Here is an 11952-nt window from a genome sequence, read left to right as displayed (position 1 = left end):
ATCAGGACTCCAGCGAACCGTCGAGGGTCTTCACCGCGCCGTACAGGTTAGGGCGGCGATCACGGAACGTACCCCAGGCACTGCGGATGTGCTCCAGCTCGTCCAGGTCGAAGCTGTGGACCAGCACGCCCTCTTCGGTTTCGTTGAGCTCGGCGACTTTTTCACCGAACTGGTTGGCGATGAACGACGAACCGTAGAAGGTGATGTCGTAGCCGTCCTGCTCTTCGTTGCCAATGCGGTTGCTGGCAATCAGCGGCATCAGGTTCGCGCCGGCGTGACCTTGCTGCACGCGCTGCCAATGGTCGCGCGAGCTGATGGTCTTGTCATGCGGCTCGCTGCCGATGGCAGTCGGGTAGAACAGAATTTCCGCGCCCTGCAACGCCATGCTGCGCGCGCACTCCGGGAACCACTGATCCCAGCAGATACCGACGCCGATTTTCGCATAACGGGTCTGCCAGACCTTGAAGCCGGTGTCGCCCGGGTTGAAGTAGTACTTTTCGTGGTAGCCAGGGCCGTCCGGGATGTGGCTCTTGCGGTAGATGCCCAGGTTGCTGCCGTCTGCGTCGATGATCGCGATGCTGTTGAAACGTGCACGCCCTGCCAGCTCGAAGAAGCTGATCGGCAATACGACCTGCAGTTCTTTGGCGATTTTCTGGAAGTGCTTGATCGCGACGTTGGATTCGAGGGTAGTCGCCAACTGCAGATAGTCCGGGTTCGGCTTCTGGCAGAAGTACGGGGTTTCGAACAGTTCCTGAATCAGGATGATCTGGGCGCCCTTGGCGGCAGCTTCGCGTACCAGCTTTTCAGCGGTCTCGATGTTGGCTTCCAGATCCCAGGAGCAGGCCATCTGGGTAGCAGCGACAGAAACGATACGGCTCATGAAAATATCTCCAGGGGCGGTTGCAAAGGACTTATCACCATAGCAGACAGGCGATGACGATTATGAACGTCTTTATAGCGGATATAAATCGGTATTAAAAGCTTATAATTTGCTTATCATGAATTTATTCGTAGATTTTACCGATATTAATCTGCTTAAGACTCATGACCGCGCTCATTTCTACGAGCTGGGTGTGACGCGACGGCCCTTCGCGAACAAGTTCGCTCCTACGGCCTTCGGCCAGAATCAAGAGCAGATCCGGGTATGGCGGTAGTGCCCCGTCAGGCACCACCTATCGTGCCCATGCTCCGCGTGGGTATGCCGTTCTGGACGCTCTGCGTCCTCTATTCCAGTTCGCGCAGCACCTTCGATACGTTGTCGACGAAAAAGTCCACGCTTTGCCGGGTGGTGCACATCGGGGGTTTGATTTTCAGGATGTTCAGGTAGTCGCCGGTCGGCTGCATGAAAATGCCCAGCTCACGCAGGCGTTCGCACAGGCGCGCGGTTTCTTCTGTGGCGGGTTCCAGGGTGTGGCGGCCGCGAACCAGTTCCATGCCCAGATAAAAGCCCATGCCGTGTACCGCGCCCACCAGCGGATGTTCATCGGCCAGGGCCTGCAGCCGCGCCTTGAAGTGGTCGCCCACGATCCGGGCGTTGTCCCAGAGTTTTTCCTCCTCCATGACATCCAGCACCGCCATGCCGATCCGGCAACTGACCGGACTGCCACCGGATGACGAGAAGAAATAGCCCTCGGCCTCCAGCGCCTCGGCAATCTCACGGCGGGTGATCACCGCGCCCAGCGGATGGCCGTTGCCCATGCCTTTGGCCATGCTGATGATGTCCGGCACCACGCCCTGCTCTTCGAAGCCCCAGAAGTAGTGCCCTAGCCGGCCATAACCCACCTGTACCTCATCGGCAATGCACACGCCACCCACCGCGCGGACCTTCTGATACACCTGTTGCAAATAGCCCGGCGGCAGGGAAATCCCGCCCGCATTGCCATACACCGGCTCGCAGATGAAGCCCGCCACCTGCCGTTGCTGCTCAGCCAGCGTGGCAATGGCCTGATCGACACTGTGCACGTACTCCGGCGCACTGTCCGCGCCCCTGAACGGCCCGCGATAGGTATTGGGCGCGGTGACCGGATGCACCCAGTCCGGGCGCGTGCTGAGCGCCTGCGGGTTGTCGGCGATAGAGGTTGAAATGGCATCGGTCGCCACCGACCAGCCGTGATACGCCTCCAGCACACTGAGCATGTCGCGGCCACCGCTGTAAGCCCACGCCAGCCTGATCGCGAGATCGTTGGCCTCGGTGCCGCTGTTGACCAGAAACACGCGATCCATGCCCTCGGGGGCCAGCTTGAGCAGGCGCTCGGAGAACTCGGCGATCGCCGCATAATGAAAACGCGAGTTGGTGTTGAGCAACGACCACTGGCGCGCCGCCTCGTGGGCCATGCGCGGGTGGCCATGACCGAGAACGGCGACGTTATTGAGCATGTCCAGGTAGGAGCGGCCCTGCATGTCGATCAGGTGGTTACGCCAGCCGCGCTCGATGTGCGGCGGGGCCTGGTAGTAGTGCTTTTGCGAGCGGGCAAAGCTGGCATCACGGCGCGCCAGCAATTGCGCGGCGTCCTGCAAGGCTGGCGCGTCACAATCAAAACCGAGCAGGGCCGACGGCGACGGGCACACTGCGCGCCAGGCATCTGCCCAGGTCGGTGTGCTGAACAGCGGCGGGCTGAGCTCTGGCGCGGTACATAATTGCAGCAACAGCGAGCCACCGCCCTGCCCGATCAAAGAACCCGCCGCTACCTGCCCCTGCAGCGAAGCCTCCGGCAACACACCCCACAGCTTCAAACTGACGCGCTCGCCGACCAACAGCACCGCAGCATCGGCCGTCAGCCGCAAGGTGCCCTCGAACGGCGCATGCAGCGGCGTTGCTGCGGGCACATGCAATTCGACGTGCAGCGCAAAGGTCTCCGGCTCGCTGGCGCAGTCAGGCAAGGTGCGTGACAGACGGTATTCACCGAACCTGCTGGCTGCCAGACCACTGTCCCCGGCCGCTTGCGAAAGCAGGTATTCATCGATGCCGCTCTGCTCCCAGTTGCCTGCCACGAAGTGCTCGCTGAGCACGCCCAGATCCACCAGCACCGGCTGAAGCCCCGCCAGGCTGGGCAACAACGGCGAATAGGCAGGTTGCTCGACAGGCGGCAGGTCCAGTCCCACCGCGCGCAGAATGGCGGCTTCCATCAGCGCCATCGGCACCGAAGTGGCGACATCGAAGATGTTCCATTCGCCGGCAAGGTTGGCCTGGATATACGCGTTGCCAGGCTCGACGCTGGCCTGCTGTTCGCTGCTGAGCACAAGCACTGCGGATCGAGCCACGATCAGCGGCCAGAGCGCCTGCAATTCCTCGATCTTCAGCGGATTGAGGGCGTGATAGGCGGCAATGGCCGGGAGGATGTACAGCGGGTCGCCCTCGGCGTGGTGCAGCAGCGCCGCGCAGGTCACCGACAGATCGGCCACTCGCCAGGTACTGAGCAGATCGCCGAAATCAATCAGCCCCTGCAAGTGCCACGGGTGCCCCGCCTCGCGTCGCCAGACTGCGTTGTGCTCGGAGATGTCCAGATGCACTGCCTGTATCGGCAGTGCGGCAATCAATGGCAACAGACGGCGATGAGCCTGCTCACCGGCTTCGATCAGACAGGCGCGGGCGTCGGCATCCTTGATCACCGGCAGCAGGTGCTTGATCAACGCGTGGGCGTGGCGCGGGTCCCACTGCAGGATGCGCTGCAGACCGGGGTGGTCGAAATCGGCCAGCGCAATATCCACATGGGCACACAGTTCGCCCAGCTCGACCACGATGTCACGGCCCAGGTGCTCGACATGCCCCAGCGATTGCCCGTCGATGAACTCAAGCAGACGCACATGCACCGCCTGCCCGTCGATGTCGACCGACAGTAACTGTTCGGTGTCGATGGCACGGATCACGCCCGGCACCTTGAACGCACTGTGGCCGGCCAGATGATGCAACGCCGCGTGCTGGGCGTTCAGCTCGCTGGTCGAATACGCCCCGTGGCAGATTTTCAGCACATAGCGCCGCGTGCCGGTATCCAGCAGAAAGTTGCGATCCTGCTGGCTGCCCAGCGCTTTCAGGGTGCCGCTCAGCCCGTAGTGCTGCGCGAGCAATTGCAGCGCCTGGTCCGCGCTGACCTCGGGGCAAGGCAGACTGGATCGGCGGATGAGCGTGGCAAGCGGCATGGAGAACCTCGTTCTTGTTGTCAGGCCCGGGCTCAATGAGCAAGGCGTGATGGGCAGTCGCGCAACTGTAGGGGCATTGACTATAGGGGGATTGCACTGCGCGACCAATCCGCACCTGCACCTCAGGTCGGAAATCAGCCGGAGTTTTATTCAACCGCCTGCTCGGGTTTAATGGTTCGATCCTGTCATACGCGCTCAAGCGCTATGCTGCATTACTCCAGAACACACAAGAAGGTCAGTTCATGCGAATACTCGTTACCGGGGGCGCAGGTTTCATCGGCTCTGCACTGATCCGCCACCTGATAAACAACACCGACCACGAAGTGCTGAACTTCGACAAATTGACCTACGCGGGCAACCTTGAATCGCTGCAGTCGATTGCCACCGACACGCGCTATGAGTTCGTGCAGGCGGATATCTGCGATCAGGCCCGTGTCAGCGCGGTGCTCGAGCGCTTTGCGCCGCAGGCGATCATGCACCTGGCGGCTGAATCCCACGTCGACCGCTCCATCGATGGTCCGGCCGAGTTCATCCAGACCAACATCGTCGGCACGTACAGCCTGCTGGAGGCCACGCGCGCCTGGTGGCTGAAACTGCCGGAAGCGCAGCGCCAGGCGTTCCGCTTTCACCATATTTCCACTGATGAGGTGTATGGCGACCTGCACGGTGTCGATGATCTGTTCACCGAAACCACACCGTATGCGCCCAGCTCACCTTACTCGGCGAGCAAGGCGGCGTCCGACCACCTGGTGCGTGCCTGGCACCGTACCTATGGCCTGCCGGTGGTGGTGACCAACTGCTCCAACAACTACGGGCCGTTCCACTTCCCGGAAAAGCTCATCCCGCTGGTGATTCTCAACGCCCTCGCGGGCAAGCCCCTGCCGGTGTACGGCAATGGCCTGCAAGTGCGCGACTGGCTGTACGTCGAGGATCATGCGCGGGCACTGCTCAAGGTGGTGACCGAAGGTGAAGTCGGCGAGACGTACAACATCGGTGGCCACAACGAGCAGAAAAACATCGACGTGGTGCGTGGTATCTGCGCGCTGCTCGATGAGCTCGCCCCGCAGCATCCGGCAGGCGTCGCGCAGTACAGCGACCTGATCACCTACGTGGTCGACCGTCCGGGCCACGATCAGCGTTACGCCATCGATGCCGGCAAGATCGACAAGGAGCTCGACTGGACGCCCGAAGAAACCTTCGAGTCCGGGCTGCGCAAGACTGTGCAGTGGTACCTGGATAACCTGGACTGGTGCCGCAGGGTTCAGGACGGCAGTTATCAGGGCGAACGACTGGGCTTTACCGAGCCTAAAGACCTGATTGCCTGATCAGCACCCTTCTCGGCAGGCGCGCCTCAGGGCAGACTGTCGAGTCGCCACGACTTATTGAACATTGCAGGGGAAGCCACGTGAACGTAGTCGCAACAAAATTGCCGGAAGTCCTGATTCTCGAACCCAAGGTATTCGGTGATGAACGAGGTTTTTTCTATGAAAGTTTCAACGCCAAGGCTTTTCAGGCTGCCACTGGCCTGACCCGTGAATTCGTACAGGACAACCACTCGCGTTCGCAGCGCGGCGTCCTGCGCGGTCTGCATTATCAGATCGAGAATGCCCAGGGCAAACTGGTGCGCGTCACGGTCGGCAAGGTGCTGGATGTGGCCGTGGACATTCGTCGCAGCTCGCCGAACTTCGGCCAGTGGGTCGGCGTCGAGCTGTCCGCTGAAAACGCCCGTCAGCTGTGGGTTCCGGAAGGCTTTGCCCATGGCTTCGTGGTGCTCAGCGAAAACGCCGAGTTCCTGTACAAGACCACCGATTACTACACGCCTTCGGCCGAACGCTGCATCGCCTGGGACGATGCGGAACTGGCCATCGACTGGCAGTTCGACGGCCAGCCCAACCTGTCGGCCAAGGATCAGCAAGGCAAGCGCCTGAAAGAAGCCGACCTGTTTCCCTGAGCCCGCGACCCAAGGCCGCCCGGCGCAATGTCCGGGTGCCTGACAAGCCGGCGGCGGGCATAATACGCGCCTGATGCCCACGTCAGGATCGACCGGGTGTTTCTGTTGCCTGCCGCGGCGTGATCGCCAGCAGGCATCGTCAACCCTTCGGCGACGGCCAATCGATGACCATGACTCCCGCTCTGCCGCCCCGCCCTCGCTGGCGCAGCCTTGCCCTTCTGGCACTCTGCCTGGCGCCGTTGCTGTGGCCGCTGGAGCATCTGGCCGAACGTTATTACCGCAACGTGCTGGCCAGTCAGAACCGCCAGACCCTGGACCTGTACGTCGCCAACCTGCTCGGCACCCTGCACCGTTACGAAACCCTGCCGCAGATCCTCGGCGACCTGCCGGCCTTGCGCGCCGCACTGGCGGCACCGGGCGACACACCTACCCTGGTAAACGCCAACCGTCTGCTCAGCGAAATCACGCGCCAGACCGGTGCCGATGTCATGTACCTGATGGACGCAAACGGCCTGACCCTGGCGGCCTCCAACTCGGATCACAAGGACAGTTTCATTGGCCGAAACTTCTCGTTCAGGCCCTATTTCATCGATGCGCGGGCGGGCAGAACCGGGCGGTTCTTCGGCCTCGGCACGACCTCTGCCAAACGTGGCTACTTTTTCGCCGGCCCGGTGCGTGACGGTGAGCGAATCATCGGCGTGCTGGTGGTCAAGGTCGATCTGGACCACACCGAAACCCTGTGGGGCAAGACGCCCGAACAACTGCTGCTGACCGACCAGAACGGCGTGGTAATTCTGACCTCCAACCCCGAATGGCGTTTTCGGGCGACACGCGACCTGACCGATGACGAGAAAAAAGCCATCGTCGCGATCCAGTCCTACCCGACCCGCGATCCGCGCCCGTTGAGGATCGATGAAAACGCCTGGCTGACCCAGACCCAGGCCATCGAAGAGACCGGCTGGAACGTCAACATCCTCGCGCCTCGCGCCCTTGTCGACCGTCAGGTACGCACGGTGGTGGCGATTGGCGGCGCAGCGCTGCTGGTGCTGATGTTGTTGCTGGGCCTGATGATGCAGCGTCGTCGTCATTATCTGGACCGCATCGCTTTCGAGGCCAAGGCGCGCCGCGAGCTGGAGATGCGGGTTATCGAGCGGACCAGCGATCTGGAGGGGCTCAACAGCCGTCTGCGCCAGGAAGTGCTGGAGCGCGAGCAGGCGCAGCAGGAACTGGTGCAGGCTCAGGACGAACTGGTACAGACCAGCAAACTGACGGCGCTGGGCACCATGTCGGCGAGTATCAGCCATGAGCTGAACCAGCCATTGGCCGCTATCCGCAGTTACGCCGAAAACGCCGAAGTGCTGCTCGATCATCAGCGCACCGAGGACGCACGCGGCAACCTCAAGCTGATCAGCGAACTGACCGGGCGCATGGCCTCGATCATCGCGCACTTGCGCGCCTTCGCCCGTCGCGACCGCCACGCCCCTGAAAGCGTGGCACTGCAACCGGCGCTGGAAGATGCGCTGGCGTTGCTGGCCAAGCGGCGGCGCGCCATGGAAGTCGAACTGATCCGTGACCTGCCGGACGCCACGATCTGGGTGCAGGCCGGTGAAACGCGTCTGCGTCAGGTGCTCGGCAATCTGATCGCCAACGCGCTGGACGCCCTCACTGAAAAAGGCCCGCCGCGCCGGCTGTGGATAAGTGTCGAGCAAACTGCCGAGGGCGTTAACCTGTACATTCGTGACAACGGCCCCGGCTTTTCCCAGGAAGCACTGGCGCGGGCCCGCGAGCCCTTCTTTACGACCAAGACCCGCACCCAGGGCCTTGGCCTCGGTCTGGCCATCTGCGATACGCTGATGCGCGCGCTGGGCGGCGAATTGCTGTTCGCCAACCATCCCAGCGGCGGTGCGCTGCTGACCCTGCGCCTGCGAGCCGGGGCTTCCGGGGCCAATCTTCAACCGCCAGAGGACCTTTCTGCATGAGTTCGGACACAGCCATCGACAGCCAGATTCAGGTGGTGCTGATCGACGACGATTCGCACCTGCGTCAGGCCCTGCGTCAGACGCTGGACCTGGCTGGCCTGAACGTTCTGTCACTGCCCGAGGCCACCGGGCTGGCCGAACGCATCGGCCGCGACTGGCCGGGCGTGGTGGTCAGCGATATTCGCATGCAGGGCATGGATGGCCTGGAACTGCTCGACCAGCTTCACGCGCAGGACCCCGACCTGCCGGTACTGCTGATCACCGGGCATGGCGATGTGCCGCTGGCGGTAAAGGCCATGCGCGCCGGGGCCTACGACTTTCTGGAAAAGCCCTTCGCCAGCGACGCCATGCTCGACAGCGTGCGCCGTGCCCTGGCGCTGCGCCGTCTGGTGCTGGATAACCGCAGCCTGCGCCTGGCCCTGAGTGATCGCCAGCAACTGAGCGCGCGCCTGATCGGTCAGTCGCCGCCGATCCTGCGTCTGCGCGAACAAATCGGCGCATTGGCCGGGACGCGAGCCGACGTGCTGATCCTCGGCGAAACCGGCGCAGGCAAAGAAGTGGTCGCCCGCGCGCTGCACGACCTGTCCAACCGCCGCAGCGGCCCGTTCGTGGCGATCAACGCCGGGGCGCTGGCTGAATCGGTGGTGGAAAGCGAGCTGTTCGGTCACGAACCAGGCGCCTTTACCGGCGCGCAGAAGCGGCGTATCGGCAAGTTCGAATTTGCCAATGGCGGTACGCTGTTCCTCGATGAAATTGAAAGCATGAGCCTGGATGTGCAGGTCAAGCTGCTGCGCCTGCTGCAGGAGCGCGTGGTCGAGCGAATGGGCAGCAATCAGCAGATCCCGCTGGACATCCGCATCATCGCCGCGACCAAGGAAGACCTGCGTCACGCGGCCGATCAGGGCCGCTTCCGGGCAGACTTGTATTACCGCCTGAACGTGGCCTCGCTGCGCATCCCGCCGTTGCGCGAACGGGGTGAAGATGCGCTGATGCTGTTCGAACATTACGCCGATGCCGCGAGCATGCGCCACGGCATCCCCAAGCACGAACTCAAGCCGGGGCAGCGCGCGCTGCTGTTGCGGCATAACTGGCCGGGCAATGTCCGAGAACTGCAAAACGCTGCCGAGCGTTTTGCGCTGGGTCTGGAACTGGAGCTGGAGCCGGAAGGCGTTGATGCAGAGCAAGCGCCACCGCCGGGTGGTGGTTTGAGTGATCAGGTGGAAAGCTTCGAGCGCGCGTTGATCGCCGCCGAACTGGCGCGCCCGCACAGCTCGGTGCGCAGCCTCGCGGAAGCGCTGGGTGTGCCGCGCAAGACCCTGCACGACAAACTGCGCAAGCACGGCCTGACGTTCGGCGACAGCAGCGGAGCTTCCGATGACAACGATTGAGCCTGGACATGACGCCGCCCACGCACTGGAGCAGGTGCTGCACCACGACATCCCGCTGACCCGCGAGATGGGCATGCGCGTGATCGACTGGCACAACCAGACCCTGCGCCTGCACCTGCCGCTGGCACCCAACGTCAACCACAAGAGCACACTGTTCGGCGGCAGCCTGTATTGCGGCGCGGTACTGGCGGGCTGGGGCTGGCTGCACCTGCGGCTGCGCGAAGCCGGGATCACCGATGGGCATATCGTGATTCAGGACGGACAGATCAGTTATCCACTGCCGGTACGCAGCGACGCCATCGCCCGCTGCGACGCGCCCGAGCTGGCGCAGTGGGACAAATTCATCACCACCTACCAACGCCGAGGCCGCGCCCGCCTGACCCTGCACACCGGCATCAGCGAGCAGGACAGCAAAGAACACGCCGTGCGCTTCGTCGGGCAGTTTGTGTTGCACCGGTGAGGCTGCGCGCAGTCAATTCACTACCCGTGGGAGCGAGCTTGCTCGCGAAGAGGCCAGTGTAATCCGCAAAAATTCATCGTCTGATCAATCGTATTCGCGAGCAAGCTCGCTCCCACAAGAACGCGCCTGACCCTGCATACCTGTATTAAGCGAAGAACAGGTCGTGCGCTTTGTCGGGCAGTTCATGTTGCGCCAGTGAGGCTGCGCGTAGTGGATGCAGACCTGTGGGAGCGAGCTTGCTCGCGAAGAGGCCGGTGCAATCGGCAAAAATTCATCGTCTGATCAATCGCATTCGCGAGCAAGCTGGCTCCACAAGAACGCGCCTGACCCTGCATACCTGTATCAAGCGAAGAACAGGCCGTGCGCTTTAGCACTGGTGAAACTGTCTCAGCCAAGCGTCTCAGCGCTTTTGTAGGAGCGAACTTGTTCGCGAAGGCGTCGTTTCAAGCACTGGATTTGCTGTGGATGCACCGGCCCTTTCGCGAGCAAGCGAAACGTCGCCCGGTTCGCTTCTACGCCCGCCGGGCAGAGGCCTTGAGGCCCGGCCTCAGGACTGCGCCAGCACCAGCACCAGCAGTTTGTCGCGCCATTCGGCGTTGGCCGGCAGGGCCAGGAAGAACGGGTTGAGCAGTGATTCGCGGGCCGGGTAGCTGAACGGCTGGCCGTCCAGTTGCAACACTTCGCCTCCTGCACCTTCAAGCACGCCCTGCGCCGCAGCGGTGTCCCATTGCGAGGTCGGGGCCAGGCGTGGGTAGCAGTCGGCGGCGCCTTCGGCCAGCAGGCAGAATTTCAGTGAGCTGCCGATGTTGGTCAGTTGCAAATGACCCAGCCCGTTCGACAGGCCCGCCAGCAAATGCTCCTGCTCCGGGCTGGAGTGGCGGCGGCTGGCGACCACGGTAAAGGTCTGCCCTTCGCCAAGCTGATTGCGCACGGCGATCGGCTGGAGGTGGCCGACGCCATCGCTGCGCCAGGCACCCAGCCCGGCACCGCCGAAGTAACAACGGTTGTTGGTGGGCATCGAGACCACACCGAATACCACGCGGCCGCGTTCGATCAGTGCGACATTGACGGTGAACTCTTCGCTGCCGGAGATGAACTCCTTGGTGCCGTCCAGCGGATCGACCAGCCACCAGCGCTCCCAGCTTGCCCGCTGGCGGAAGGGGATGTCAGCGTCCTCTTCAGAGAGCACATGAATGTCCGGATCAAGCGCCTGCAGGCCCTCGACCAGCACCTGATGGGCGGCCAGATCAGCGGCGGTCACCGGCGAGTCGTCAGTCTTGGTGGTCACGGTGACATTGGCGCGCCAGAACGGCAGGATCACTTCGCCCGCCAGTCGCGTGAGTTCAATCACCGGGGCGAGCAGCGGATGTGGCAGGTTGTGCAACGAATCGGTCATGGCTGAAACAATCCACGCTGGGTCAGCAGGTCACGTGTGAGGTACAGCGCGGCCAGCGCCCGGCCTTCGCTGAACTGGGCATTCTGGGCAAGGCTCGACAGCTCGCGCAGGTTGATCCGGTCGACCCGGATCGGCTCGGGCTCGTCGCCTTCCAGCCGCTCTTCGTACAGGTCGGTGGCCAGAACCACCTGAATTTTCTGGCTCATGTAGCCGGGGGACAGCGACAGCTCGGTCAACAGCTCCAGCTCCCGCGCACCGAAGCCGGCCTCTTCCTTGAGTTCACGGTTGGCAGCCGCCAGCACGTCTTCGCCCGGCTCGATCAGGCCCTTGGGCAGGGACAGCTCGTAGGCATCGGTGCCGCCGCAATATTCTTCGATCAGCACAGCGTGATCGGCATCGAGCATGGCCACGATCATCACCGCCCCGGGGCCCGTGCCTTTGCTGGCAAGACGCTCATAGGTCCGCTCGACGCCATTGGCAAAGCGCAATTGCAGCTCTTCAACGCGGAACAGACGACTACTGGCGACGATTGCGCGGGCAAGTACGGTAGGTTTCTGACGCATGACAGGCTCCTTTACATGAACGAGGTACTATACCGAGCTTTTCCCGATGTCTGTGTCGGATATGCTTACCCGCTATCA

9 protein-coding genes are annotated in these 11952 nt (G+C 62.7%); 5 read left to right on the top strand and 4 right to left on the bottom strand.

The features are described from left to right. Position 1 precedes the first annotated feature (1 nt). The gene (aguB, locus tag QRN50_RS00375) at positions 2–880 is read right to left on the bottom strand and encodes an N-carbamoylputrescine amidase (protein ID WP_003372277.1); all 879 of its coding nucleotides are present in this window, start codon (positions 878–880) and stop codon (positions 2–4) included. A gap of 344 nt (positions 881–1224) precedes the next feature. Then, positions 1225–4137 (bottom strand): aminotransferase, encoded by a 2913-nt coding sequence (locus tag QRN50_RS00370; protein ID WP_096127177.1) that lies wholly within the window; start codon positions 4135–4137, stop codon positions 1225–1227. A 242-nt stretch (positions 4138–4379) separates the two neighbouring features. Here QRN50_RS00370 and rfbB point away from each other — a divergent pair, with 242 nt between their 5' ends. From rfbB to QRN50_RS00345, 5 genes are all read left to right on the top strand, one after another. Continuing rightward, complete coding sequence (rfbB, locus tag QRN50_RS00365; protein WP_011269320.1) at positions 4380–5462, top strand: dTDP-glucose 4,6-dehydratase; 1083 nt, start codon at positions 4380–4382, stop codon at positions 5460–5462. An 80-nt stretch (positions 5463–5542) separates the two neighbouring features. Next, positions 5543–6088, top strand: a complete 546-nt coding sequence (rfbC, locus tag QRN50_RS00360; protein WP_004407004.1) for a dTDP-4-dehydrorhamnose 3,5-epimerase — start codon at positions 5543–5545, stop codon at positions 6086–6088. A gap of 170 nt (positions 6089–6258) precedes the next feature. After that, entirely contained in the window at positions 6259–8067 is a 1809-nt protein-coding gene (locus QRN50_RS00355; protein WP_058823393.1) for a sensor histidine kinase, read from the top strand. Continuing rightward, positions 8064–9455 (top strand): sigma-54-dependent transcriptional regulator, encoded by a 1392-nt coding sequence (locus QRN50_RS00350; RefSeq protein ID WP_096127176.1) that lies wholly within the window; start codon positions 8064–8066, stop codon positions 9453–9455. The genes QRN50_RS00355 and QRN50_RS00350 overlap by 4 nt, the downstream gene beginning before the upstream one ends. Then, positions 9442–9915, top strand: coding sequence for a YiiD C-terminal domain-containing protein (locus tag QRN50_RS00345; RefSeq protein WP_096127175.1), 474 nt, complete (start codon positions 9442–9444; stop codon positions 9913–9915). Before QRN50_RS00350 ends, QRN50_RS00345 begins: the two co-directional genes overlap by 14 nt. Before the next feature lie 547 nt (positions 9916–10462). On the opposite strand, the gene cysQ is transcribed toward QRN50_RS00345, so the two are convergent. Together cysQ and nudE are read right to left on the bottom strand one after the other, a co-directional pair. Further along, positions 10463–11311, bottom strand: a complete 849-nt coding sequence (gene cysQ, locus QRN50_RS00340) for a 3'(2'),5'-bisphosphate nucleotidase CysQ (protein ID WP_096127174.1) — start codon at positions 11309–11311, stop codon at positions 10463–10465. Beyond that, on the bottom strand, positions 11308–11874 hold the full coding sequence (gene nudE, locus QRN50_RS00335) for an ADP compounds hydrolase NudE (RefSeq protein WP_003372295.1): 567 nt from the start codon (positions 11872–11874) through the stop codon (positions 11308–11310). Before nudE ends, cysQ begins: the two co-directional genes overlap by 4 nt. Positions 11875–11952: the final 78 nt, after the last annotated feature.

The sequence above is a fragment of the Pseudomonas sp. MEJ108 genome (genome assembly GCF_030208985.1).
Classification (GTDB): Bacteria; Pseudomonadota; Gammaproteobacteria; order Pseudomonadales; family Pseudomonadaceae; genus Aquipseudomonas; species Aquipseudomonas fragariae.
The sequence above is the reverse complement of the archived record's forward strand: the minus strand, read 5'-3'. Positions and strand labels throughout refer to the sequence as shown.

Bases quoted from the DNA above. Each gene is read 5' to 3' on its own strand.
- aguB (WP_003372277.1), bottom strand. From the start codon at position 880: ATGAGCCGTATCGTTTCTGTCGCTGCTACCCAGATGGCCTGCTCCTGG.
- QRN50_RS00370 (WP_096127177.1), bottom strand. From the start codon at position 4,137: ATGCCGCTTGCCACGCTCATCCGCCGATCCAGTCTGCCTTGCCCCGAG.
- rfbB (WP_011269320.1), top strand. From the start codon at position 4,380: ATGCGAATACTCGTTACCGGGGGCGCAGGTTTCATCGGCTCTGCACTG.
- QRN50_RS00355 (WP_058823393.1), top strand. From the start codon at position 6,259: ATGACTCCCGCTCTGCCGCCCCGCCCTCGCTGGCGCAGCCTTGCCCTT.
- QRN50_RS00350 (WP_096127176.1), top strand. From the start codon at position 8,064: ATGAGTTCGGACACAGCCATCGACAGCCAGATTCAGGTGGTGCTGATC.
- QRN50_RS00345 (WP_096127175.1), top strand. From the start codon at position 9,442: ATGACAACGATTGAGCCTGGACATGACGCCGCCCACGCACTGGAGCAG.
- cysQ (WP_096127174.1), bottom strand. From the start codon at position 11,311: ATGACCGATTCGTTGCACAACCTGCCACATCCGCTGCTCGCCCCGGTG.
- nudE (WP_003372295.1), bottom strand. From the start codon at position 11,874: ATGCGTCAGAAACCTACCGTACTTGCCCGCGCAATCGTCGCCAGTAGT.